General features: G+C 70.6%; 26 protein-coding genes, 1 tRNA gene and 1 riboswitch. Of the genes, 12 read left to right on the forward strand and 15 right to left on the reverse strand.

From position 1 onward, the window contains the following. Positions 1-67: 67 nt before the first annotated feature. Complete coding sequence (locus tag AC061S_RS28160) at positions 68-1,336, reverse strand: hypothetical protein (protein ID WP_478688686.1); 1,269 nt, start codon at positions 1,334-1,336, stop codon at positions 68-70. Positions 1,337-1,661: 325 nt separating this feature from the next. Then, entirely contained in the window at positions 1,662-2,204 is a 543-nt protein-coding gene (locus tag AC061S_RS28165) for a GNAT family N-acetyltransferase (protein ID WP_478688687.1), read from the reverse strand. A 206-nt stretch (positions 2,205-2,410) separates the two neighbouring features. Between AC061S_RS28165 and AC061S_RS28170 the strand changes: the two genes are divergently transcribed. The 3 genes from AC061S_RS28170 to AC061S_RS28180 all read left to right on the forward strand — a co-directional run bounded on the left by AC061S_RS28170 (position 2,411) and on the right by AC061S_RS28180 (position 3,885). Continuing rightward, positions 2,411-2,587 (forward strand): hypothetical protein, encoded by a 177-nt coding sequence (locus tag AC061S_RS28170; RefSeq protein ID WP_478688688.1) that lies wholly within the window; start codon positions 2,411-2,413, stop codon positions 2,585-2,587. A gap of 67 nt (positions 2,588-2,654) precedes the next feature. Next, positions 2,655-2,954: a hypothetical protein gene (locus tag AC061S_RS28175; RefSeq protein ID WP_478688689.1), complete on the forward strand. Its 300-nt coding sequence runs from the start codon at positions 2,655-2,657 to the stop codon at positions 2,952-2,954. Between the two features lie 151 nt (positions 2,955-3,105). Next, positions 3,106-3,885 (forward strand): class I SAM-dependent methyltransferase, encoded by a 780-nt coding sequence (locus tag AC061S_RS28180; RefSeq protein ID WP_478688690.1) that lies wholly within the window; start codon positions 3,106-3,108, stop codon positions 3,883-3,885. A gap of 90 nt (positions 3,886-3,975) precedes the next feature. On the opposite strand, the gene AC061S_RS28185 is transcribed toward AC061S_RS28180, so the two are convergent. From AC061S_RS28185 to AC061S_RS28205, 5 genes are all read right to left on the reverse strand, one after another. After that, positions 3,976-5,232, reverse strand: coding sequence for a DUF445 domain-containing protein (locus AC061S_RS28185; protein ID WP_478688691.1), 1,257 nt, complete (start codon positions 5,230-5,232; stop codon positions 3,976-3,978). 268 nt (positions 5,233-5,500) lie between these two features. Next, the gene (locus AC061S_RS28190) at positions 5,501-6,337 is read right to left on the reverse strand and encodes a DUF1707 SHOCT-like domain-containing protein (RefSeq protein ID WP_478688692.1); all 837 of its coding nucleotides are present in this window, start codon (positions 6,335-6,337) and stop codon (positions 5,501-5,503) included. A gap of 121 nt (positions 6,338-6,458) precedes the next feature. Then, the gene (locus AC061S_RS28195; RefSeq protein WP_478688693.1) at positions 6,459-7,436 is read right to left on the reverse strand and encodes an ABC transporter ATP-binding protein; all 978 of its coding nucleotides are present in this window, start codon (positions 7,434-7,436) and stop codon (positions 6,459-6,461) included. 2 nt (positions 7,437-7,438) lie between these two features. Next, positions 7,439-8,305: an ABC transporter permease gene (locus AC061S_RS28200; RefSeq protein ID WP_478688694.1), complete on the reverse strand. Its 867-nt coding sequence runs from the start codon at positions 8,303-8,305 to the stop codon at positions 7,439-7,441. A gap of 25 nt (positions 8,306-8,330) precedes the next feature. Next, positions 8,331-9,158: an ABC transporter permease gene (locus tag AC061S_RS28205; protein ID WP_478688695.1), complete on the reverse strand. Its 828-nt coding sequence runs from the start codon at positions 9,156-9,158 to the stop codon at positions 8,331-8,333. 186 nt (positions 9,159-9,344) lie between these two features. Between AC061S_RS28205 and AC061S_RS28210 the strand changes: the two genes are divergently transcribed. Then, a complete protein-coding gene (locus tag AC061S_RS28210; protein WP_478688696.1) occupies positions 9,345-11,789 on the forward strand; it encodes a transglycosylase domain-containing protein in 2,445 nt (814 codons plus the stop codon). Positions 11,790-11,807: 18 nt separating this feature from the next. Here the strand turns inward: AC061S_RS28210 and AC061S_RS28215 are convergent, their stop codons facing one another. The 3 genes from AC061S_RS28215 to AC061S_RS28225 all read right to left on the reverse strand — a co-directional run bounded on the left by AC061S_RS28215 (position 11,808) and on the right by AC061S_RS28225 (position 13,020). Then, entirely contained in the window at positions 11,808-12,128 is a 321-nt protein-coding gene (locus AC061S_RS28215; RefSeq protein ID WP_030026576.1) for a DMT family transporter, read from the reverse strand. 31 nt (positions 12,129-12,159) lie between these two features. Further along, a riboswitch (guanidine-III (ykkC-III) riboswitch) is annotated at positions 12,160-12,253 on the reverse strand. A gap of 61 nt (positions 12,254-12,314) precedes the next feature. After that, on the reverse strand, positions 12,315-12,656 hold the full coding sequence (locus AC061S_RS28220) for a GroES family chaperonin (RefSeq protein WP_478688697.1): 342 nt from the start codon (positions 12,654-12,656) through the stop codon (positions 12,315-12,317). A gap of 46 nt (positions 12,657-12,702) precedes the next feature. Then, positions 12,703-13,020 (reverse strand): DUF3618 domain-containing protein, encoded by a 318-nt coding sequence (locus AC061S_RS28225; protein WP_478688698.1) that lies wholly within the window; start codon positions 13,018-13,020, stop codon positions 12,703-12,705. Between the two features lie 115 nt (positions 13,021-13,135). On the opposite strand from AC061S_RS28225, the gene bcp reads away from it, so the two are divergent. The 4 genes from bcp to AC061S_RS28245 all read left to right on the forward strand — a co-directional run bounded on the left by bcp (position 13,136) and on the right by AC061S_RS28245 (position 15,038). After that, positions 13,136-13,603, forward strand: coding sequence for a thioredoxin-dependent thiol peroxidase (gene bcp, locus AC061S_RS28230; protein WP_422522673.1), 468 nt, complete (start codon positions 13,136-13,138; stop codon positions 13,601-13,603). Positions 13,604-13,751: 148 nt separating this feature from the next. Then, complete coding sequence (locus tag AC061S_RS28235) at positions 13,752-14,399, forward strand: HNH endonuclease signature motif containing protein (protein WP_478688699.1); 648 nt, start codon at positions 13,752-13,754, stop codon at positions 14,397-14,399. Continuing rightward, positions 14,396-14,902 carry an HNH endonuclease signature motif containing protein gene (locus tag AC061S_RS28240; protein WP_478688700.1) on the forward strand — a complete coding sequence of 169 codons (507 nt, stop codon included), beginning with the start codon at positions 14,396-14,398 and terminating at the stop codon, positions 14,900-14,902. The genes AC061S_RS28235 and AC061S_RS28240 overlap by 4 nt, the downstream gene beginning before the upstream one ends. 49 nt (positions 14,903-14,951) lie before the next feature. After that, positions 14,952-15,038 (forward strand) — tRNA-Leu (locus AC061S_RS28245). A gap of 52 nt (positions 15,039-15,090) precedes the next feature. On the opposite strand, the gene rdgB is transcribed toward AC061S_RS28245, so the two are convergent. The 4 genes from rdgB to AC061S_RS28265 all read right to left on the reverse strand — a co-directional run bounded on the left by rdgB (position 15,091) and on the right by AC061S_RS28265 (position 17,443). After that, positions 15,091-15,723: an RdgB/HAM1 family non-canonical purine NTP pyrophosphatase gene (gene rdgB / locus AC061S_RS28250; RefSeq protein WP_478688701.1), complete on the reverse strand. Its 633-nt coding sequence runs from the start codon at positions 15,721-15,723 to the stop codon at positions 15,091-15,093. 40 nt (positions 15,724-15,763) lie between these two features. After that, on the reverse strand, positions 15,764-16,165 hold the full coding sequence (locus AC061S_RS28255) for a hypothetical protein (protein WP_478688715.1): 402 nt from the start codon (positions 16,163-16,165) through the stop codon (positions 15,764-15,766). A gap of 107 nt (positions 16,166-16,272) precedes the next feature. After that, positions 16,273-17,004: a ribonuclease PH gene (gene rph / locus AC061S_RS28260; protein ID WP_243337256.1), complete on the reverse strand. Its 732-nt coding sequence runs from the start codon at positions 17,002-17,004 to the stop codon at positions 16,273-16,275. A gap of 118 nt (positions 17,005-17,122) precedes the next feature. Then, positions 17,123-17,443, reverse strand: a complete 321-nt coding sequence (locus AC061S_RS28265) for a PTS sugar transporter subunit IIB (RefSeq protein ID WP_478688702.1) — start codon at positions 17,441-17,443, stop codon at positions 17,123-17,125. Between the two features lie 197 nt (positions 17,444-17,640). Between AC061S_RS28265 and AC061S_RS28270 the strand changes: the two genes are divergently transcribed. Beyond that, a complete protein-coding gene (locus AC061S_RS28270; RefSeq protein WP_478688703.1) occupies positions 17,641-18,942 on the forward strand; it encodes a PTS transporter subunit EIIC in 1,302 nt (433 codons plus the stop codon). Between the two features lie 343 nt (positions 18,943-19,285). Next, positions 19,286-20,557 (forward strand): PTS transporter subunit EIIC, encoded by a 1,272-nt coding sequence (locus AC061S_RS28275; RefSeq protein WP_478688704.1) that lies wholly within the window; start codon positions 19,286-19,288, stop codon positions 20,555-20,557. A 94-nt stretch (positions 20,558-20,651) separates the two neighbouring features. Here AC061S_RS28275 and AC061S_RS28280 read toward each other — a convergent pair whose 3' ends face one another. Then, the gene (locus tag AC061S_RS28280) at positions 20,652-21,404 is read right to left on the reverse strand and encodes an MBL fold metallo-hydrolase (protein WP_478688705.1); all 753 of its coding nucleotides are present in this window, start codon (positions 21,402-21,404) and stop codon (positions 20,652-20,654) included. Between the two features lie 213 nt (positions 21,405-21,617). Between AC061S_RS28280 and AC061S_RS28285 the strand changes: the two genes are divergently transcribed. Continuing rightward, a complete protein-coding gene (locus AC061S_RS28285) occupies positions 21,618-22,028 on the forward strand; it encodes a hypothetical protein (protein ID WP_478688706.1) in 411 nt (136 codons plus the stop codon). Further along, a complete protein-coding gene (locus AC061S_RS28290; protein WP_478688707.1) occupies positions 21,983-22,372 on the forward strand; it encodes a DUF488 domain-containing protein in 390 nt (129 codons plus the stop codon). The genes AC061S_RS28285 and AC061S_RS28290 overlap by 46 nt, the downstream gene beginning before the upstream one ends. Positions 22,373-22,576 lie beyond the last annotated feature (204 nt).

Raw genomic sequence — 22,576 nt, forward strand, 5'->3', positions numbered from 1 at the left:
CGCCGCACAGCCCCCGCAACGGAATCACCCGATGCGAGGACGTGGGATGCCTGTTATCGGCGGCTTCTCAATAGCTGAACGGGAGCGGAAGCTGCTGGTGGCCGCGGGCCAGGGCTGTGGGTGGGGTGGGGCGGGTGGTGGTCAGGGTGAGGAGGGTGCGGAGGGCTGCGATGACTTCGGCTGGGGTGTCGCGGATCATCGAGGGGGTGGCGCTGACCACCAGGATGCCGTGGGACTCCAGGCGGAGGCGGCGGCGGAGGGTGGCGTGCCAGGAGTCCCGGCTGTAGTGGTACTCCGCCGAGTCGATCTCCAGGGCCACGCCCTCGTCGGGCCAGTAGGCGTCCGGGCACGCCAGGAACGTGCCGTCCGGGGTGTGGAGGCGGGCGTTCCACAGGGGCGTCGGGAGGTCCGTGACCGAGAGGGTGTCGCGGGCCTGGGCCTCGGCGACCGAGCGGACTCCGGCGAGGAGTTCCGCCGCTGCCGCGCGGATCGCGGGGCGGGCCAGGAGGCGGGAGGCGCGGAGTTCGGCGTGCAGGTCCTGCGGGTGGCACCAGCCTGACTGGACCACGTGGGCCAGGACCGAGCGGATCCGGTCCGCCGGCTCCTCGGTCCGGGCCGCGAAGTCCGCGGCCGCGCGCACCGGGCGGGTGCTCGGGATGCCGGAGACGGTGATGGTGCGGGGCCAGCGGGCGGTGGGGTACGGGCGTACGTCCGGGGACCCGGTAAGCCGGCGCGGGGCGCGGATCAGGACGTCGGCCGGGGCGTACGGGGCTTCGCGGATCCCGAGCAGGGCGAGGGCCGCACCGCCGGTGAGGGCGGCGGTGTCGCCGGAGAGCGGGTCGGAGCCGGACTCGGCGGCGTAGAGGACGGCTGCGAGGGCGCGTTGGCGGTGGTCCGGGGGGCCGGTCTGGAGGAGGTAGACCCGGGGCAGCAGGCGCTGCCAGGGTCCGCCGGGGCGGGTGCGGGAGGTGATCGTGCCGGGTGGGACGCCGGCGGTGGTGGTGAGTTGGTGGCGCGTGGCGAGGGTGAGTTGGCGGCGGGCGATGGAGGTGGGAGTAGGGATGGGAGTAGGGATGGGAGCGGTTCGGGTCTGGGTGGACTGCTGAGTGGCGGGAGTGGCGGCTCGGGCGGCACCCGCCGTTCGGGGTACCTCTGTGATCTCTGCGGCCTCTGCGGCCTCCGTGGTCCAGGTGGTTGGCAGGGCCTCGGTGGTGGGCGTGGCCTGGGTGACCCGCCCGGCCCGGGCGGTCTGCTTGGCCCGCATCGGGTGTGCCGGGTGCGTGGAGGTCGCCGGGGGCACGTGCGTGGCGCGTGTGGTGCCTGTGGTGGGGTTCATGGGCGCGGTATGCCCCGCCCGAGTGGCTCGGACGCCCCGCTGGGCGATCTTTCGGGGCCGATTCGTGCCCCCCTCAGGGCGTGTCCGCACCGTCCCTTGCACGCTTCACATGGCGAGACTTCCACTCTCGTGGCGACGAGTTCGGTCACGCCGGAGGGACACGACCAGGGCCCGGCTTCTCCCCGGGGCCGGCCAGTGGGCCGCTGGGCCAGGCGATCGGTCAGGCCTAGGGGACGTACTCGGGTGCCCGCGAAGGCAGGGGCGCCTCTGGGCGGTCGCCGTCCGGATGCGTGCCGTTCCCGGCGTGCGGGGCAGGCCCGCAGAGCTACGCCGCCCGGTTCGGGTGGTCCGGGGAGAGGAAGACGACGACGCCCGTCTCCGTGCCGGGTAGGGCCGTGACCTCGTGCCAGCCCAGGCGGCGGTACGTGGCCACCGTGTTCTTGGCCAGTCGGCTCGTCAACAGCCAGGCGCGGCGGTCCGGGGCGTCGGTGGTGATCTCGGTGAGGAGGTCCCGGGCAGTGCCGCGGCCGCGCGCGTAAGGGCGTACTGCGAGTTCGTCTATCTCCAGCGCCCCGGTGAGGAGTTCCTTCACCCGGCCTGAGCCGAGCTGCGCCGCGACCTGGGCGTACGCGCGGTTCTTCGGGAAGGTCGCCGGGGTGATCCAGCCGGTCGCGAAGCCGTCGATGCCGGTGGCGGACTGGATGAAGGCGGTACGGAAACCACGGCGCCGGGCGTCGGCCGGGAGGCGGGCGGCGAACTGGCGAATGGTTTCTTCGTCTTCGTTCCACGGCGGGGCGGAGAAGACGTCGGCGTAGGCGTCGACCAGTTCGTCCGCGAGGTCGAGGACGGCCTGTCCGTAGCAGATCACGATGTCCTGGCTCCTGATGTGGGATGGGAGAGGTGGGAGGGGTGGGATGGGCGGGAGGGGGCACGGTGGTTTGCCCCTTTGGGTGGGAGATTGAATTTATGCCCATCAGGTTCCCTCAGCAGACATCGCGCGGATCCGGCGAGTGTGCGACAAATCCCCTCGGCGCGGTCCGTGTCGGGCGGCCGGGCGGCCGCGTTGAGCAGCGCGTGGACAGACTGCTTCGGGCCGCCGGCGGGTGCGGGCTCGCGTTTCTGCTCGTGTTGGGCGTGGTGGCGATGCTGCCGCGCGGTGTACGGGACGCGGTGCCGGATCCGGTGATCGGCGGTGCCGTACTGGTGTTGGGTGCGCTGGGGGCCCGACGGGTGGTCAAGGGGTCGAGTTAGCGTTGGGGGGGCGAGTGGGCGTGCACGTATGAACCGATGAGGTGACGAGGTGAGGGAGTTGGACAGCATGGCACGGGTTCCGAGTTCTGTGGTGGCGGCCGCCGGTCTGGTCGGCGGTTACGCCGTCGCGCGGTGGACCAAGAAGCGGCCGCTCGGCGGTGTCGTGCTCGGCGCCGCGGGGGTCGTGGCCGGGCGGGAGTGGCACAAGCGGGGCGGTGCCCCCGCCGCGGCCGGGCTCGGTGCGCTGTACCTCGCCGGGTTCGCCGGTGCGCACCCGCTGGCGAAGAAGGTCGGCGCCTGGCCGGCGGTCATCGGCGCCGCGGGCGTGGTCGCCGCCGCGTCCTGGGTGGTGGCCGACCGGGGCTGACTCCCCCGGGCCCCGAACCGCGTACGAAGCCGCCCGGAACCGGCCCGCGCGCCAAGCCACCCGGAACCGGCCCGCGTACGAAGCCCCTGCGGTCCCGCTCCGGCGCCGCGCCCGGCCTCGCGCGGCGCCGGAGCGTGCCAGGATCTGCGGTATGCCTGAGCGCGCGCTGAGCTTCGGAGCGATGGCGGAAGCCTACGAACGGTTCCGGCCGGGGTATCCCGTGGAGCTCTTCGACCTGGTGAGGGAGTACGCGGGCCGTCCGGTTGTGACCGCCCTCGAAATCGGTGCCGGGACGGGCAAAGCAACCCGCCTGTTCGCCCGGCAGGGGGTCGCGGTCACCGCGACCGAGCCCGACCGAGCCATGCTCGCCGAGCTGCGCAAGCAGGTGCCCGCAAGCGTCAGAACGGTGCGAGCCGCCTTCGAGGACCTGCGCCCTGGCCGACGGTACGGGCGGCAGTACGGGCTGGTCTATGCGGCGGCCGCGCTGCACTGGACCAGACTGGAGGGCCGATGGGCGCGGGTGGCCTCCCTGCTGGAGCCCGGGGGTGTCTTCGCCTCGTGCGGCGGACCGGTCCAACTGGCCGACCCGGCCGTGGAGGAAGCCGTAGGTACGGCACGGGCTCCGTTCCTGGAGAGCGACGAGGTTCCCTCCCCGGACGGGACGCCACCCGGCTACGACATGCAGTGGCCGGGTACGGAGCTCCGGCAGTCCGCCCTGTTCACCGATGTTCGACAGGCGGTGATCGACCGCCGCCTGACGGTGAGCGCCGGTGACTACATCGGGCATCTCTCCACCGTCTCGGCCTATCTCGTCCTGCCGCCCTTGGTGAGGGAACGGGTGTTCCGCCAGATCACGCAGGTCCTGCCGACGCGGGTCGAGATCGCCGCCGACATCACCGTCCATCTCGCGCGTCGGCTCCACGAGCCGTAACGCCCACCCGAGCACTACGCAAGTACCACCCGGGCACCAGGCAAGCACCACCCGAGCACGACGCAGCAGCCCCCGGCCGACCCCGCCCCGCTACGCCCCGAAGGCTCGCGAGAGCGTGTAGATCAGCAAGCCCGCCAACGCGCCGACCACCGTGCCGTTGATGCGGATGAACTGCAGGTCGCGGCCGATGTGGGCCTCGATCTTGCGCGAGGTGTGCTCCGCGTCCCAGCCCGCCACCGTGTCCGTGATGAGGGAGGTGATCTCCGCACGGTACGTCGTGACCACGTACACCAGCGCGCCCTCGATCCAGCCCTCCACCTTGTCCTGCAGGCGGCCGTCCGTGGCCAGCCTGGCGCCCAGGGACATCAGCGAGGAACGGACCCGCAGGCGCAGCGCGCTCCGCTCGTCCTCCGCCGCCGAGATGATCATCGAGCGGACCGCCGTCCAGGTGGAGGCGATCACGTCCTGGATCTCCTCCCGCTGCAGGATCTCCGACTTCAGGCGCTCCACCCGCGCCCGCGTCTCCGTGTCCGACTGGAGGTCCGCCGCGAAGTCCGAGAGGAAGCGGTCCACCGCACCGCGCGCCGGGTGCTCCGGCATGTCCCGCATCTCCTGGACGAAGCGGAGCAGTTCCTTGTAGACGCGGTCGCCGATCTTGCGGTCCACGAACCTCGGGGTCCACCCCGGTGCCCCGCCCTGCACCGCCGCCTCCACCGACTCGGCGTGGGTGACCAGCCAGTCGTACGCCCGCGCGCACACCAGGTCCACGACCCGGCGGTGGCCGCCGTCCGCGACGACCTTCTCCAGCGTCTTGCCGAGCCCGGGCGCGATCTCCGCCGTCTCGGCCCGCCGCGTGATCGCCTCGCCCACGACGGCCTGCACATCGGAGTCCCGCAGGACGGTCAGGGCCCCGCGCAGGGCCGTGGCCAGCTCCGCCGTGACCCGGTCGGCGTGCGCGGGCTCGGCCAGCCAGGCGCCGAGCCGGCCGCCGATGCCCAGCGCGTGCAGCCTCGTACGGACCACGTCGGCGGAGAGGAAGTTCTCCCCGACGAACTCCCCGAGCGAGACGCCGAGCTGGTCCTTCTTCGTCGGGATGATCGCGGTGTGCGGGATGGGCAGGCCGAGCGGCCGCCGGAAGAGGGCGGTGACGGCGAACCAGTCCGCGAGCGCGCCGACCATGCCCGCCTCGGCCCCGGCCGCGACGTACCCGGCCCAGCCGCCCGCGCCCGCGTGCTCCGCCCACTTCGCCGCTACGTAGACCAGCGCGACCAGGACCAGCAGGCCGGTGGCGGTCCGCTTCATCCGGCGGACGCCGCGCCGGCGCTCCTCGTCCGCCTCGCTGAACACGAACCCGCCCCGTGCCGCAGCCCCGGTCGATGACGTCGTCGACGAAGACGACGAGGACGACGTGGACGACGTGGACGACGAGGACTCAGCCTCCGCCCTAGCCGTCGTGCTGCCCTGCTTCACGTGCTCCTGCCTTCCCCCGGGCGACGATTTCGTCCGCAAAGCGTCCGACTTCATAGCATCCGACTCCCGGGGCGCCCGGGGAGTTCCCGGCGCGCCGTACTGATCCTCCCGGCTGTGGACCGCGGGCCCCCTGCGGGCCGGCCCCTTACAGCTCCTTGCGCGGCTTCTGCTTCGAGACCGCCCGCTGCTTCGGCGGCTTCACCTTCACCTCGACCCCGCCCCAGAAGGCGAGGCCCGTCACGACCACCCGCGGAGCCCCCGGCTCCACCGGGCCGGGGCTGTCGGTCTGGTCGAAGCCGCCCATCACGCCGATGCCGCGTACGTCGAGCTCGACGCCCGGCGGCACGATGATCTGGATGCCGCCCATGATGGCGACGCAGTTGATCACGACCTCCCGCTCCGCGAAGCTCGCCTCGCGCAGGTCGAGCTCGCCGCCGCCCCAGAACGCCACGGCGTGGAGACGGGCGGGCACGGTCCAGTTGCCCTTGCGCTGGAAGCCCGACATGACCGCCACGGCCATCGCCGGGCCGCCCGCCGCCCCTCCGCCGCCCACGATCCGGGCCGGCCAGTCGGCCTCCGACCCCGCCGGCACCGCCTTCGTCAGTCCGACCGGGGCCACCGGGGCGGCCGCGATCGGGGCCGTCGCGCCGAGCGCGGGCAGATCCCGCGTCAGCGGTTCGAGCTCCGCGTACGTACGGGACCGGTAGGCCGCGTCCAACCGCTCCTCGAACTCGTCCATGTCGAGCCGGCCCTCGGCGACGGCGTCCCGCAGCCGGTCCACCACCCGCTCCCGGTCGGCGTCCGAAGCCCGCAGCTCCGGCAGCGGTGCGGGTGCCGGAGCCGACGCCGACGATGGCGCCGACGATGGCCCTCCGGGCAGCGCCGTCTCGGACGGCGACCCCTCGGCCGGCGACCTGTCGGACAGCGGCTCCTCGGGCAGCGACTTCTCGGGCACCGGCTTCTCAGGCCGCTCGTCACTCATGCGGACCAGCCTATGCAGTCACCCCGGGGATCGGTACGGCACGAACCCCGCTCCAGCTCAGGGTTGTCCCTGATTTACCCCCACCCCGCTACCCCCGCTACCCCCGCCACCGTTACCCGTGCTACCCCCGCCCCGCGTACATCCGCGCGATCACGTCCTCGATGTCCGGCTCCCGCACCGACAGGTCCAGCAGCGGATACTCCGCCGCCACCGCCGCCACCAGCGGAGCCGCCGAAGCACGCGCCGGGAACGCCAGCCACTGCCGGGCGCCCTCCACCTTCACCACCCGCGCCCCCGCCACCTCGATCGGCGGCAGCTCCCGCTCCAGGTCCACCACCAGCGTCCGCTCGCTCGCCACCGCGCCGTCCGCGCCGCCCGCCGTGTGCAGCCCGCCCAGCGTGCCGTCGTACACCAGCCGCCCGTGGTCGATCACCATCACCCGCTCGCACAGCTGCTCGATGTCCTGGAGATCGTGCGTGGTCAGCAGCACCGTGGTGCCGAGCTCCTCGTTCAGCTGCCGCAGGAAGCCCCGTACGCTCGCCTTGCTCACCACGTCCAGCCCGATCGTCGGCTCGTCCAGGTACAGCACGTCCGGATCGTGCAGCAGCGCCGCCGCGATGTCCCCGCGCATCCGCTGCCCCAGGGACAGCTGCCGTACGGGTACGTCGAGCAGCTCGGCGAGGTCGAGCCGGTCCACGCAGCGCTCCATGTTCTCCGCGAACCGCGCCGGCGGGATCCGGTACAGCCGCCGCATCAACGCGTACGAGTCCTTCAGCGGCAGGTCCCACCACAGCGTCGTGCGCTGCCCGAACACCACGCCGATCCGGTGCGCGAGGCGCAGCCGCTCCCGCGCCGGGTCGATGCCGGCGACCCGCAGCCGGCCGCCGCTCGGGGTGAGGATGCCGGTCAGCATCTTGATGGTGGTCGACTTGCCGGCGCCGTTGGGCCCGATGTAGCCGACCATCTCACCCCGGGCCACCTCGAAGCTGATCCCGTCCACGGCCCTGACCTGCCGTTTCTCCCGGCGCACCAGGCCCACCCGACGCCGTACGTCGAACACCTTCTCGACCTCGTGCAAAGAAATCAGCGCATCCGACACGACTAGCTCCCCGTACTGCGGTACGAACGGACCCCCGCGCGCCAGGCCAGCGACGCGGGGAGGAACACCACGAAGGCCACCAGCGGGCTCGCGTACGCCACCCACCCCGGCAGCCCCAGCGGATCGGGCCGGCCCAGCACGTACAGCGCGGGCAGCCAGTTGACGAAGGCGAGCGGCACGATGAAAGTCACCCCGCGCAGCAGGTCCTTCGCAAAGACGGTCGGCGGGTACTGGAGCATGGTGCAGCCGCCGTAGGTGAAGCTGTTCTGCACCTCCGCGGCGTCCCCGGCGAGGAACTGGAAGGCCGCCCCGGCCACCATCACCGCGCCGAAGATCGCCGCACCGGCGGTGATCATCACGGGCACCATCAGCGCCTTCCCGACCGTCCAGTCCAGCTGGTCCAGCTCCGAGACCGCCCACCCCAACACCGCGAGCCCCTGCACGATCCGCCCCAGCCGGCGCAGCGCGAACCGGTCCGCCGCCACCTGGGCGAGCACCGGGACCGGGCGGACCAGCATCGTGTCGAGGGAGCCGTCGCGGATCCGGGAGCCGATCCGGTCGGTGTTGCCGAGCAGCAGGTCGGCCAGGCCCAGCGAGGCCGAGCAGGACCCGTACAGCAGGGCGATCTCGGGCAGCGTGAAGCCGCCCAGCTCGTCCACGTGCGAGAACATGATGGTGATCGCGACGAAGTCCAGGAGCGTGATGGCCGCGTTGCCGAAGGTCGAGAGGAAGAAGGACGTGCGGTACGTCATCGTCGACCGGATCCACATCGCGGCGATCAGCCGGTAGCCGCGCAGCCCTTCCAGGACCCGGCTGCGCCGCGGGACGACAAGCTCGGGCGCCACCGCCACGTCGGTCAGCGCAGTCACCCCGGCCCTTCCCTCCGCCACCCGCTCAGCCACCCTGAACCACCACCTTCCGCGTCGCGGCCGACTGCACCAGCCGGCCCAGCCCCAGCAGCGCCACCGCCCACGCGGCCTGGAATCCCAGCGCCCCCGCCGTACGCGCGGCACCCGCACCCCCGCCGAGCAGCACGTCGACCGGCACCTGGAGCATCGCCGCCCAGGGCAGGAGGCGGACGAACTCCCCGAAGCCGCCCGGGAACACGGTCAGCGGCAGCAGCATCCCGGAGAAGAAGATGGAGACGACCGTGGCCATCAGGTTGATCCCGGCCCCGTCCATCAGCCAGAAGGCCGCCAGCCCCAGCAGGTACCGCAGCGCGAAGCTCACCACCAGCCCGAGGAACACGGAGACCAGGAAGAGCAGCCAGCGCAGCGGAGCGGTGGGCAGCGCCAACGGGAAGGCGAACGCGCCGACCACCAGCGGTACTACACCGCGGCCCAGGAGTTGAAACGCCGCCCGGCCCAGATCACCCGCGAGCCACCACATCTGGAGATCGGCCGGACGGTACAGGTCGACGGCGATGTCACCCGTACGGACGCGCTCTTGGAACTCCTCCTGGAAGCCGCCGCCGATCAGCGCCCCGGCGGCCAGCAGGGCCTGACTGACCCACATGAACGTGAGGGCCTCGGACTCGTCGTAGCCGCCGAGCCCGGGCCGCTCGTCCCAGAGCGCGATGTACGTGTAGGCCAGGATGAAACCGAACACGGTGTTGGTGAACACCCCCGCCGCGGTGGCCGTCCCGTACGTGGCGTACCTGCGAAAGCCCCCGGCCGCGACCGCCCCGTAGAGCCCGGCTCGCCCCACCACCGGCTGGCGCACCTCATCCCCTCCGTTTCCCTGATCGCTGCTGCGTCGTTCCTACGTCGGCCAAAGCGCGCGAGCTTAGTGCGGAGGGGCGATCCACGCGAACGAATTACGCCCGTCCGGAGCGGAACCGGCGGCCATCGGGTAGACAGCATGAGGTACAGATGTGGATATTTCGTACGGCGCCGAGGAGTCCCGGAGATGAGCGACCCGTCACCACCGCCCGGCTGGACGCCTCGCGATCCCGACACCCCCGACGAACAGCAGGCCACCGGCGCCGACTCGGCCCCGCAGCCCGGAGCACCGCCCACGGCCAAGGACGCCAAGAGGGCGGAGAGACAACGGGCCAAGGCCGCCAAGAAGGCCAAGCGCAAGCGCACCGGCTGGCGCCGGCTCCTCCCGACCTGGCGCATGGTCCTGGGCGCTTTCCTGCTGCTCGCCCTGCTCGTCTGCGGCGGCCTCGTGGCCGGCTACCTGCTGGTCCACATCCCGCCCGCCAACGCGGCCGCCACGGCGCAGTCCAACGTCTACCTCTACACCGACGGCACCCAACTCGCCCGTGACGGCGAGGTCAACCGCGTCAACGTGCCGCTCTCCCAGATCCCCCGGACCGTCCAGGAGGCCGTACTGGCCGCCGAGGACCGCGACTTCTTCACCGAACGGGCGGTTGACCCCGCGGCGATGCTGCGCGCCGCCTGGAACACCGCGACGGGCAAGGGCACCCAGTCCGGATCGACCATCACCCAGCAGTACGTCAAGAACTACTACCTGGGCCAGGAACAGACGATCAAGCGGAAGGTGAAAGAGTTCTTCATCGCGATCAAACTCGGCCGCGAGAAGTCGAAGAACTACATCCTCGAGGGGTACCTGAACACCAGCTACTTCGGCCGCAACGCCTACGGCATCCAGGCCGCCGCCCAGGCCTACTACGGCAAGGACGTCGGCAAACTTAACCCCGCCGAGGGCGCCTACCTCGCCACCCTCCTCAACTCCCCCAGCGCCTTCGACGTCGTCGCCCACCCCCAGGGCCGCGGCCGCGCCCTCGCCCGCTGGAACTACGTACTCGACGGCATGGTCAAGAAGGGCTGGATGACGCCCGCCGAACGCGCCGCCACCCAGTTCCCCGAGCCCGGCAAGGTCCGCCCGGCCGCAGGCCTCTCCGGACAGCGCGGCTACCTCGTCGAGGCCATCAAGGACTACATCGTCGAAAACAAGATCCTCGACGACAAAACCCTCGCCGAGGGCGGCTACCGCATCACCACGACCATCGACAAGACCCGCCAGACCGCCATGGTCGACGCCGTCAACGACAAGATGGTCAGCAAGCTCGACCCCGCGAAGCGCAAGGCCGACCGCATCGTACGCACCGGAGCCGTCTCCATCGACCCGGCCACCGGCAAGGTCGTGGCCATGTACGGCGGCATCGACTACACCAAGCAGTACGTCAACAACGCCACCCGGCACGACTACCAAGTGGCCTCCACCTTCAAGCCGTTCGTCTTCGCCTCCGCCGTGCAGAACGACTCCCGCACCCAGGACGGCCGCACGATCACCCCGTACACGATCTACAACGGCGACAACAAGCGCCGCGTCGTCGGCACCCGCATCCCCTACGCGCCGGAGAACGAGGGGCAGCTCAGCTACGGCAACATCACCGTCAACACCGCCACCGACCTCTCCGTCAACAGCGTCTTCGCGCAGATGGTCGTCGACGTCGGCACCGACAAGGTCAAGCAGACCGCCATCGCCCTCGGCATCCCCGAGAACACCCCGAACTTCGACTCGGGACCGGCCATGGCACTGGGCACCATGCAGGCCAGCGTTCTGGACATGACCCAGGCCTACGCGACCCTCGCCGACCACGGCCGGCACACCCCGCACACCTTCGTCGAGAAGATCACCAAGGCCGGGGACACCGTCCCGCTCCCGCCCCGCGACCCGGCCCAGGCCGTCAGCCGCGAAGCCGCCGACACCACCACGTCCATGCTGGTCAGCGTCGTGGACAACGGCACCGGCACGGCCGCCCTGGCCGCCGGCCACCCGGCCGCCGGCAAGACGGGGACCGGCGAACTGGACCGCTCGGCCTGGTTCGCGGCGTACACCCCGAACCTGGTCACGGTCGTCTCGATGATGGGCCAGGACCCGGACACCGGCGCCCTGGAGTCCCTCTACGGAGCCCTGGGCGAGGCCCGCATCGGCGGCGGCGGCTACCCGGCCCGGATCTGGGCCCAGTACACGAAGACGGCCCTGGGCGACAGCGACCCCGTCGACTTCGACCTGGAACTCATGCCCGGCGCGAACCGGCCCCCGCAGCCCCCGCCCGTGGACCCGGACCCGACCCCCTCCCAGGAGGAAACCCCGGGCGACCGCCCCTCGAACCGGCCGGGCCGCCCGACCCGGACCCCGTCGACGAACGGACAGACGAACGGGGGCCAGACGACGGGCGGGCAGAACAACGGAGGCCAGAACAACGGGGGGCAGACCGGCGGCCGGACGGACGGCGGCCAGACGGACGGGGGCCAGACCACCGGCGGCCAGACCACGGGAGGCGAAACCACCGGCGGCCAGACGGACGGCGGCACCACGACGGGCACCCAGGGCGGTACCACCGAGGGCCTCCGCCCACCGGCGGACCTGCTGGAGTAACCGGAGCAACCCGGCGACTCAGTGACCGGAGGTGGCCTTCAGCCCCACCACGGCGACCAGCAGCAGACAGATGAAGAAGATCCGGGCGGCGGTGACGGGCTCCCCCAGCACCGCCATACCGAGCACCGCCGCCCCGGCCGCGCCGATACCGACCCACACGCCGTACGCCGTACCGATGGGCAGGGTCTTGGCGGCGTACGACAGCAGCACCATGCTCGCCACGATGCCGGCACCCGTGAACACGCTCGGCCACAGCCGCGTGAAGCCTTCGGTGAACTTCATACCGATCGACCAGCCGACTTCGAGCAGACCGGCGAGAAGAAGCAGAACCCAGGCCATGACAGGCACCTCCGGGACGAGAGCGGAACGGGGTGCGTCGTCTTGTCATGCAGCCACTGGCCACTGGCCATCGGCGACCCGGTACGGCGCGTCTCGTCGGGGGTTCCCCACCACCGTAGCAAAACCCGACGAAAAGGGCCGGTGACGATGGTCACCGGCCCTTCTCCTCGCTCTCATCTCACGGGGCTAGAGATAGAGCCCCGTGGAGTCTTCCGACCCCAGCCGCTCGGCGGCCACGGCATGCAGGTCCCGCTCCCGCATCAGCAGGTACGTCGCCCCGCGCACCTCCACCTCGGCCCGCTCCTCGGGGTCGTACAGCACCCGGTCCCCCGGCTCGACCGTCCGTACGCTCTGCCCGACCGCGACCACCTCGGCCCAGGCCAGCCGCTTGCCCACCGCGGCCGTCGCCGGAATCAGGATGCCGCCGCCCGAGCGGCGCTCACCCTCCGGCGAATCGGACTTCACGAGCACGCGGTCGTGGAGCATGCGGATGGGCAGCTTGTCGTGGGTGGTGGTGTTCTCGCTCACGACCCGAACCTACCCGCCCACACCCGCCCCGCACCCCCCAGGGTCATCAGCGCTTTCGTCGCGCCGACATCACCAGCAGGCCCACGACACCGACCGCGAGCAGCGCGACCGGCACGATCCGCTCGACGCGCGGGGCGCCGTCGTCGTGGCGCAGCGCGTCACCGGCGTCCGTGACGAGACGGTTCACCGTCGCTACGGCCCGCCCGACGACGTGGTCGACGTTGCTGACCACCTTCGCCTTGGCGTCCCCGACGATCGTCTTGGGGTGCATGCGCACCCCGATCTCGTCGAGCGCCTCGGCGAGCTGCTCGCGGCGGCGGACGATGTCCGCCTCGATCTGTGCGGGGGTCCTGGCTTCCGGCACCGCGCTGCCTCCGTCGTCATGGTCGGTCCCATGGCGGGCGTAGCCCACCATGAACAGTCTGTCAGCAGCTTAGTCTCGACACCGTACCGATCCCCTCCCGAGGAGACTGTTGAGAATGAGCGAGCGACTTGAGCCGGGCGACATCGCCCCCGCCTTCACCCTGCCCGACGCGGACGGCAACGAGATCTCGCTCGCCGACCACAAGGGCCGCAAGGTGATCGTGTACTTCTACCCGACCGCCCTGACCCCGGGCTGCACCAAGCAGGCCTGCGACTTCACGGACAACCTGGCCGTCCTGGCCACGGCCGGCTACGACGTCATCGGCGTCTCCCCGGACAAGCCGGAGAAGCTGGCGAAGTTCCGCGAGCAGGAGCACCTGAAGGTCACCCTGGTCAGCGACCCCTCCAAGGAGGTCCTGACGGCGTACGGGGCGTTCGGCGAGAAGAAGCTGTACGGCAAGACCGTCACCGGGGTCATCCGCTCCACGGTGATCGTCGACGAGGAGGGCAAGGTCGAACGCGCCCTCTACAACGTCAAGGCGACGGGCCACGTAGCCAAAATCATCAAGGACCTCGGCATCTGACCCCGCCCCCGCCTTCCGGAACGGCCCGCACCCCCACAAACGGTGCGGGCCGTTCCGTTTATCGGACGAAATTTCCCGTAACCGTCCGACTACCGGTCCGTTACTCCATGCGAGGGCCGCACGCGCGGCCGGGAAATGGAGGGGGCCGATGCCAATCAGCCCGTACACGAGGGAACGCCTCACGGAGGCGGCGGAGGGGTCACGGACCCTGTCCGAGGCGTTGGCGAAGCTGGGGGTGGACCCCAAGAGTGCGTCACGGAGGTACCTGCTCGACCGCATGCGGAAGTTGGGGGTGGATGTCTCGCACTTCGAGCGCGAGGGGGTGAAGTGGACGAGGGAGATCCTGACCGAAGTCGTCGCATCCTCGACGACGATGTGCGAGGTGCTGCGACGGCTCGGCCTCGATGTTGTCGGCGGCCACCACACTCACATCAGCCGCAAGGTCAAGAAGTTCGCGATAGATACCTCTCACTTCGCACCCCCGCCGAGCACGGTAGGTACGCGAGACATCCGTCGCCGTCGTTCCGCCGAGGAAATCCTGCGCGATGACCGGTCTCCGATCGCCACCCGGGTCGACCCCGCCAGGCTCAGGCGCGCACTCCTGGAGACCGGACGGGAGGAGCGCTGCGCTCTGTGCGGGATAGAGGCTGTCTGGCAGGGCGAGCCGCTACCCCTGGAGGTCGATCACATCGATGGCGAATGGCGCAACAACCAAGCCACCAACCTGCGGTTCTTGTGCCCCAACTGCCACTCCACAACGGACACGTACCGCGGGCGCGGCAAGGGGTGGCGATGACCAGCGCCAACCGTGCTGCGTACGTGCGGCGCGGGAAGCCGGACGAAAGCGCCCTGCGTGAAGCCGTCACACAATCACTCTCTCTAGCAGAGACCTTGCGCCGCCTGGGCAGGCCCGTGTCAGGCAGTCAGCATGCCGCGCTCAAGCGATGGATCGAGGAAGCCTCCCTCTCAACCGCCCGCTTTATGGGGCAGGCACATCAGCGCGGCAAGAGGGGCACCACCACACGGCCCGCCGACGACGTACTCGTTCGACACGAGGACGAACGCCGGACCACGACCAAGACTCTGCGCCGCGCATTGCGCGAGATCGGCGTTCCGGACGTGTGTGCCGGCTGCGGGACGGCTGCGGAGTGGCTGGGCCTTCCCATGACGCTGGAGATCGACCACATCAATGGCGATTGGAGCGACGACCGCCGCGAGAACCTGCGGCTGCTATGCCCCAACTGCCATGCAATTACGACCACCTGGTGCCGAGGAGGCCGCAGCAAGCCCCTTCGTTGATCTTGTTCGACCGGTCGCAGCCGCCTGCCGCTATCATGGCAAGCGGCTAGCGGCGGTGGCGCAACGGCGACGCAGCAGACTTAGGATCTGTGGCCCGTGAAACGGCTTGAGGGTTCGAATCCCTTCCGCCGCACCACAACGGCCTGTGAATCGAAGGATTGATTCACAGGCCGTTCGTATGGTCGGCGTCAGCCCAGCAGTTCCCGGACCGCCGGGACCAGGGCTCGGAAGGCCTGGCCTCGGTGGGAGATGGCGTTCTTCTCTGCCGCCGTGAGTTCCGCGCAGGTGCGGGACTCGCCCAGAGGCTGGAGGATCGGGTCGTAGCCGAAGCCGCCCGTGCCGGACGGGGTGTGGCGGAGGGTGCCCAGGAGGCGGCCTTCGACCACGCGTTCCGTGCCGTCGGGGAGGGCGAGGGCGGCGGCGCAGAAGAAGTGGGCGCCGCGGTGGGCGTCGTCGATGTCGCCGAGTTGGGCCAGGAGGAGCGCGAGGTTCGCGGCGTCGCCTCCGTGGGCTCCGGCCCAGCGGGCCGAGAAGATGCCCGGGGCGCCGCCCAGGACGTCCACGCAGAGGCCTGAGTCGTCGGCTACGGCCGGCAGGCCGGTGGCCTGGGCGAGGGCGTGGGCCTTGAGGAGGGCGTTCTCGGCGAAGGTGACGCCGGTCTCCTTGACGTCCGGGATCTCCGGGTACGCGTCCGCGCCGACCAGCTCGTGCGGCAGGCCGGCGGCGGACAGGATGGCGCGGAGTTCGGTGACCTTGCCCGCGTTGCGCGTGGCGAGGATCAGGCGGCTGGGAGAGCTGGCGGAGGGCGTCGTCGAGGTCATGGCGCCATTATCCCGGGCCGCGCCCGGGCACCGGCCGGGGTCAGCCGCCCGGGGTGCAGACCTTCGAGATCTCCTTCGCCGCGTCCGCGACCGGGGTGACGTCGGGGGTCGTGGTGCCGCTCTCGATGGAGGTGCGGACGTTCTGGACGGCCGTGTTCATCGAGGAAATGGCCTTGCTCAGGTCGGCGTTGTCCGTCTGGTCGCCGACCTTCTTGAGGTTCTCCTCGATCGCGTTGAGCGCGTTCTGGGCGTCCTGCGGGCTGTTGCCGGCCTGCGAGACCGCCTGCTGGAGGTCGTTGGCGCCGTCCGTGATGGCGACCGCCGTGCTCGCGCAGTCCATCGCGGTCGAGATCGCGTCGCAGGAGGTGATCGCGGGTATGGCGAGCGCTGCCGTCAGGGCGACGGCGGCCAGGCGGTACTTCGGCTTCACTTCGGCCCCCAGGAGGATGGTGTGGATACGCAGGTACGTGGACGGGCGCACGGCTTCGACGCCGTGCACCCGTACAACGAGAGACGCGCGGGCGTGCCGCGCGGTTGCCGCGGCTCGCGCTAGAGCGTGAGCTCCAGGGCTCCGAGCTGGAGGGCCTCCAGGTCGGCGCAGCCGCCGGAGGCCAGGTCGAGGAGGGCGTTGAGTTCCTTGCGGTCGAAGGGCTCGCCCTCGGCCGTGCCCTGGACCTCGACGAAGCGGCCGTCGCCGGTGCAGACCACGTTCATGTCGGTCTCGGCGCGCACGTCCTCCTCGTAGCAGAGGTCGAGGAGCGGGACGCCGTCGACGATGCCGACGCTGACGGCGGCGACGGTGCCGGTCAGGGGCTTGCGGCCGGCCTTGATGAGCTTCTTGCCCTGGCCCCAGGAGATGGCGTCGGCCAGGGCCACGTAGGCGCCGGTGATGGCCGCGGTGCGGGTGCCGCCGTCGGCCTGGAGGACGTCGCAGTCCAGGACGATGGTGTTCTCGCCGAGGGCCTTGTAGTCGATGACGGCGCGCAGCGAGCGGCCGATCAGGCGGGAGATCTCGTGGGTGCGGCCGCCGATCTTGCCGCGTACGGATTCGCGGTCGCCGCGGGTGTTGGTGGCGCGGGGCAGCATCGAGTACTCGGAGGTGACCCAGCCTTCGCCGCTGCCCTTGCGCCAGCGCGGGACGCCTTCGCTGAAGGAGGCGGTGCAGAAGACCTTGGTGTCTCCGAAGGAGACGAGGACGGAGCCCTCTGCGTGCTTGCTCCATCCGCGTTCGATGGTGACCGGGCGGAGCTGTTCGGGCGTACGGCCGTCGATGCGAGACATGGCACCGAGCCTAGCCGGTGTGGGGAACGGAGAGGACCCCGTCCGGGTGCGTCCGGTCGGGGTCCTGTCGTACGTACGGGTGCGCGCGGGGGCGCGCGTGCGAGCCGGTGGGCTCAGCTCACATCATGTCTTCGATGTCGGCGGCGATCGGGTCGGCGTCGGTGCCGATGACGACCTGGATCGCGGTGCCCATCTTGACGACGCCGTGGGCGCCGGCGGCCTTCAGCGCGGCCTCGTCGACCTTGCTCGGGTCGATGACCTCGGTGCGCAGGCGGGTGATGCAGCCCTCGACCTCTTCGATGTTCTCGATGCCGCCGAGCCCGGCGACGATCTTCTCAGCCTTGGTGGCCATGTGTTTCTCCCTGAGTTCTACGAAGAACGAGTCCGACTGACATCCGGCGCCCGGCGTTGCACGCCTGCCGCCCGACCGACCGACCAACCAAGGCGGTCCGCTTCGTCACGGTAACCCACGATTGGCCCAGTTACGCGGGCACATGCCCGGTATCTACCGAATGATGATGATCAGCACCAACCTGCCCTCAGGGCGGGTGAAATGCGACCGCAACACAAGTGGTCTACACCAGTGTGCCGCAAGTGTCGCGACTGCCAAAAACGGGCCGGTCAGGGAGGACGCGGATGAGCGCGAGCAGCGCCGCAGCAGTGCCACAGCCGAAGTGGTGGAACGGCTTGTTCCAAGGGCTGCAGAAGATGGGCCGGAGCCTGCAACTGCCGATCGCCGTACTGCCGGCGGCCGGCATCCTGAACCGGCTGGGCCAGGACGACGTGTTCGGCAAGGACGGCCTGGGCTGGACGAACGTCGCCAAGGTGATGGCCTCCGCGGGCGGCGCCCTGCTCAACGCCGACCTCGGCCTGCCGCTGCTCTTCTGCATCGGCGTCGCGATCGGCATGGCCAAGAAGGCGGACGGCTCGACCGCGCTCGCGGCGGTGGTCGGCTTCCTCGTCTACCGCAGCGTGCTGCGCGCCTTCCCCGAGGCCTGCCCAGACGGGACCAAGAACATCCAGGGCCACTGCGTGGGGCCCGACCAGACGATCGCCGAGTACACATTCCAGAACCCGGGGGTGTTTGGCGGCATCATCATGGGCATGCTGGCCGCCTGGTTCTGGCAGCGCTACCACCGGGTCAAGCTGGTGGACTGGCTGGGCTTCTTCAACGGCCGGCGCCTGGTCCCTATCATCATGACCTTCGTCGCGATCGCCTTCGCCGTGATCTGCCTGTGGATCTGGCCGCCGATCGGCAACGCGCTGGAGAGCTTCTCGGACTGGCTGGTGGGTCTGGGCTCGGTCGGCGCGGGCATCTTCGGCATCGCGAACCGCGCGCTGCTGGTGATCGGCCTGCACCAGTTCCTGAACGTGCCGGTGTGGTTCCAGTTCGGCAGCTACACCAAGCCTGACGGCCAGACCGTGCACGGTGACATCCCGATGTTCCTGGCGGGAGACCCGAACGCCGGCCAGTTCCTCACCGGCTTCTTCCCCATCATGATGTTCGCCCTGCCGGCGGCGGCGCTGGCGATCACGCACTGCGCGAAGCCGGCGCGACGCAAGGAGGTCGGCGGTCTGATGCTGTCGGTCGGCCTGACCTCGTTCGTCACCGGCATCACCGAGCCGCTGGAGTACTCGTTCCTGTTCCTGGCGCCGGCGCTGTACGCGGTCCACGCGGTGCTGACGGGTGTGTCGATGGCGGTGACCTGGGCCTTCGGGGCGAAGGACGGCTTCAGCTTCTCGGCGGGTCTGATCGACTACGTCATCAACTGGGGCCTGGCGACGAAGCCCTGGCTGATCATTCCGATCGGCCTCTGCTTCGCGGTCGTCTACTACGGCATCTTCCGCTTCGCGATCACCAAGTGGGACATCAAGACGCCCGGCCGGGAGTCGGACGAGGAGATCGAGGCCATGCAGGCGGAGAACACCAAGGCGTGACGCCGCAGGTCGTGAGCCCGCCCCGGGGGTAGGCGAACGCCCCTCGGAGGCTCTGCCGAACGCAGCATCACGGGGCGCCGGAAGCCCCGCCCGAAACACCCGATGGCACACGAGGCCTTCGGACCCACAGGGTCCGAAGGCCTTTGTCATGTATGCCCAACTGTGTCCTCCCCCACGGAAATGACGGGTTCCTTACGCCGACCTCACCGTGCTACAACTGGTCTACACCACTGAGTGGTGTAGACCACGTAGGCCTTTCGGCCCCGGGGTCCCCCGTTCCGAGACGCTGCCAAGCCCCCGTTTTTCCACGTCCTGGCAGAGCCTTGTCCACTGGAGGAAGACCATGTCCACAGCCACCGCTGCGGAAAAGAAGAAGGGCGCTGGCGTGATGGCCGTCATGCAGCGCATCGGCCGGAGCCTCATGCTCCCCGTTGCGGTGCTGCCTGCCGGCGCGCTCCTGCTCCGCCTGGGCGCGGACGACATGCTCGGCGACAAGGACGTCTTCCCGACGTTCGTCCTCAAGATCGCCGGGTACATGGCCGCCGGTGGTGGCGCGATCCTCGACAACATGGCGCTGCTGTTCGCCGTCGGCATCGCGATCGGCTTCGCGAAGAAGTCGGACGGTTCGACCGCCCTCGCGGCCGTCACCGGTTACCTGGTCTTCCAGAAGGTGCTCGCCACCTTCACGGACGGCAACCTGCCGCAGAAGGCGACGGTCGTCGGCGACAAGATCGTCATGGTGGACGCCCCGGTCAACGCGGGTGTGCTCGGCGGTGTCGTGATGGGTGTCATAGCCGCCCTGCTCTACCAGAAGTTCTACCGGACCAAGCTCCCCGACTGGGCGGGCTTCTTCGGCGGCCGCCGCCTGGTCCCGATCCTCTCCGCCTTCGCGGGTCTGGTCACCGGCATCGTCTTCGGTCTCATCTGGCCGGTCCTCGGCTCGGGTCTGCACGGCTTCGGTGAGTGGCTGACCGGTTCCGGCGCCGTCGGCGCGGGCATCTTCGGTGTCGCCAACCGCGCGCTGATCCCGATCGGCATGCACCACCTCCTGAACTCCTTCCCGTGGTTCCAGGCCGGCTCCTTCGACACCCCGACCGGCGCCGTCCACGGTGACATCGGCCGCTTCCTCGCCGGTGACCCGACCGCCGGACAGTTCATGACCGGCTTCTTCCCGATCATGATGTTCGCCCTCCCGGCGGCCTGCCTCGCGATCGTCCACTGCGCCCGCCCCGAGCGCCGCAAGGTCGTCGGCGGCATGATGTTCTCCCTCGCGCTCACCGCCTTCGTGACCGGTGTGACCGAGCCCATCGAGTTCACCTTCATGTTCATCGCCCCGGTCCTCTACGCGATCCACGCGGTCCTGACCGGTGTCTCCATGGCGCTGACCTGGGCCCTGGGTATGCGTGACGGCTTCGGCTTCTCCGCCGGTGCGGTCGACTTCGTCCTGAACCTCGGCATCGCGGAGAACCCGTGGGGCCTGGCCGGCATCGGCCTCTGCTTCGCGGTCGTCTACTACTTCGTCTTCCGCTTCGCCATCACCAAGTGGAACCTGCCGACGCCGGGCCGCGAGTCCGACGAGGAGCTCGCCGAGATCCTCAAGGCCGAGGCCAAGTAAGTAGGTCCGTACCGCACGCAGGTACGCAGAAAGCCCCCGCTCTCCCGGAAGGGAGGGCGGGGGCTTTCGCGTATCCGGTGCGGGGGGGCGGACCTCAGACCTCGTACACCGCGCCCGTGTACGCCAGCTCCACCGGGCCGTCGTAGACCGCGCGGGCGTCGGCCAGGTTGCGTTCGGCGTCCGTCCACGGCGGGATGTGGGTCAGGACGAGCCGGCCGGCCCGGCCGCCGCGGGCGAACTCGCCGGCCTCGCGCCCGTTGAGGTGGAGGTCCGGGATGTCCTCCTTGCCGTGCGTGAAGGAGGCCTCGCACAGGAACAGGTCGGTGTCCTCGGCGAGCAGGCCCAGCTCGGGGCAGGCGCCGGTGTCGCCGGAGTACGTCAGCGCGCGGCCGCCGTGCTCGACGCGGATCCCGTAGGACTCGACCGGGTGGCAGACCTTCTCGGTGCGGACCTGGAACGGGCCGATCTCGAAGGTGCCGGACTTCAGGGTGCGGAAGTCGAAGACCTCGCTCATGGAGCGCTCGTCGGGGACGTCCTCGTAGGCGGTGGACAGCCGCTTCTCGGTGCCCTCGGGGCCGTAGACGGGGATGGTGCCGCAGCGGCCGCCCTCGTGGCGGTAGAAGCGGGCGACGAAGTACGCGCACATGTCGATGCAGTGATCGGTGTGCAGGTGGCTGAGGAAGATCGCGTCGAGATCGTAGAGCCCGATGTGGCGCTGGAGCTCGCCGAGGGAGCCGTTGCCCATGTCGAGGAGCAGCCGGAAGCCGTCGGCCTCGACGAGGTAGCTCGAACAGGCTGATTCCGCGGACGGGAACGAGCCCGAACAGCCGACGACGGTGAGCTTCATGGAGCGTGAACCTCCGTGGACGGTCCGTGGACGGAATGCGGGCCGTGCGTGGGTCGAGCGTAAGGCGCGAAACGCCCGGTCGCTCCTCCGCGGCAGGCCGTTGTGGGGCGAATCACCTGAGCTGTCACCCGGGGGAGCGACGGGGTGGACTCGGGTTGCCGTTCGGCGGGCCGCTGCCGTGCCGGGGGCGCCGGGCAGGGCTACGGTCGGAGTATGGACACGTCCTGGTGGCCGGCGGTCGCCGCGGTGGTGGTCGTGATCCTGCTGGTGCTCCTCCCCCGGCGGGTACGGCGGGCCGCGGATCCGCCGCACGGACCGGGACCGCTGCCGCGGCCGAAGGCCGGTGAGCTGTGGTCCCTGGAGGACGGACGGCCCTGCCTGGTGCTGGGCGTACGGGGCCACCGGGCGCGGATCGCGCGGATCACGGGGAAGTACGACGACCGGCGCGCCGGGGTGATCCCGCTGCCGCCGGGGGTGGTGGGGGCGCGGGGCGCGTTCCTGGAGGCGGACCGGGCGGTGGAGGTGTCGGTGTGGGAGTTCGCGCGGGCTCGGAGGCTGGGGACGGTGGATCCGGCGGTGTGGGACGAGGTGAAGGGGCTCGGGGGGCCCGGGCCGTCCGGCTGAAGCGGGTCTACGATCCGCCGGATCCGGAGCTGGACGGGGTCCGGGTGCTCGTGGACCGGCTGTGGCCGCGGGGGCTGTCGAAGGAGGCGGCGGGGGTCGACGAGTGGGCGAAGGCCGTTGCCCCGTCGGGGGAGCTGCGGAAGTGGTTCCACGGGGGTGGATCGGTGGCGGAGTTCCGGGAGCGGTACGCGGTGGAGCTCCGCTCGGAGGAGGCGGTGGCGGAGCTGTCGCGGCTGCGGTCCGTGGCTGCGGCCGGGCCGGTCACGCTGTTGACTGCCGTCAAGGATCCGGGGGCGAGCCATGCGGGGGTGCTGGCCGCGCTGTTGGCCTCCGCTCCGTCTTGACGCGACCCTCACACCGCTCAGCGCTAGCGCGCTTCCCTGGCTTCGGGCCGCTGCGCCGGACTCCGTCCGGCGGTGGCCGGTCGGGGTGCTCGCCACCGCCGTCCCGGCGCGGGCCCGGTGGGCGGTGCGGGTGGTGGGCCCTGCGGGGCGAAGTCCCCTACCCGCCCTTCCACCGTTCCCCGGGCTCCGCCCGGGCCCCGGTCC

It is taken from the genome of Streptomyces sp. CA189 (assembly GCF_056428985.1).

What these genes read in the sequence shown, in the direction of transcription:
- AC061S_RS28215 (WP_030026576.1), bottom strand. Translation starts at nt 12,128, where the DNA reads ATGGCCTGGGTTCTGCTTCTTCTCGCCGGTCTGCTCGAAGTCGGCTGG.
- rph (WP_243337256.1), bottom strand. Translation starts at nt 17,004, where the DNA reads ATGTCTCGCATCGACGGCCGTACGCCCGAACAGCTCCGCCCGGTCACC.
- AC061S_RS28180 (WP_478688690.1), top strand. Translation starts at nt 3,106, where the DNA reads ATGCCTGAGCGCGCGCTGAGCTTCGGAGCGATGGCGGAAGCCTACGAA.
- AC061S_RS28190 (WP_478688692.1), bottom strand. Translation starts at nt 6,337, where the DNA reads ATGAGTGACGAGCGGCCTGAGAAGCCGGTGCCCGAGAAGTCGCTGCCC.
- AC061S_RS28240 (WP_478688700.1), top strand. Translation starts at nt 14,396, where the DNA reads ATGACCAGCGCCAACCGTGCTGCGTACGTGCGGCGCGGGAAGCCGGAC.
- AC061S_RS28210 (WP_478688696.1), top strand. Translation starts at nt 9,345, where the DNA reads ATGAGCGACCCGTCACCACCGCCCGGCTGGACGCCTCGCGATCCCGAC.
- AC061S_RS28175 (WP_478688689.1), top strand. Translation starts at nt 2,655, where the DNA reads ATGGCACGGGTTCCGAGTTCTGTGGTGGCGGCCGCCGGTCTGGTCGGC.
- AC061S_RS28280 (WP_478688705.1), bottom strand. Translation starts at nt 21,404, where the DNA reads ATGAAGCTCACCGTCGTCGGCTGTTCGGGCTCGTTCCCGTCCGCGGAA.
- AC061S_RS28270 (WP_478688703.1), top strand. Translation starts at nt 17,641, where the DNA reads ATGAGCGCGAGCAGCGCCGCAGCAGTGCCACAGCCGAAGTGGTGGAAC.
- bcp (WP_422522673.1), top strand. Translation starts at nt 13,136, where the DNA reads ATGAGCGAGCGACTTGAGCCGGGCGACATCGCCCCCGCCTTCACCCTG.
- AC061S_RS28160 (WP_478688686.1), bottom strand. Translation starts at nt 1,336, where the DNA reads ATGAACCCCACCACAGGCACCACACGCGCCACGCACGTGCCCCCGGCG.
- AC061S_RS28275 (WP_478688704.1), top strand. Translation starts at nt 19,286, where the DNA reads ATGTCCACAGCCACCGCTGCGGAAAAGAAGAAGGGCGCTGGCGTGATG.
- AC061S_RS28285 (WP_478688706.1), top strand. Translation starts at nt 21,618, where the DNA reads ATGGACACGTCCTGGTGGCCGGCGGTCGCCGCGGTGGTGGTCGTGATC.
- rdgB (WP_478688701.1), bottom strand. Translation starts at nt 15,723, where the DNA reads ATGACCTCGACGACGCCCTCCGCCAGCTCTCCCAGCCGCCTGATCCTC.
- AC061S_RS28235 (WP_478688699.1), top strand. Translation starts at nt 13,752, where the DNA reads ATGCCAATCAGCCCGTACACGAGGGAACGCCTCACGGAGGCGGCGGAG.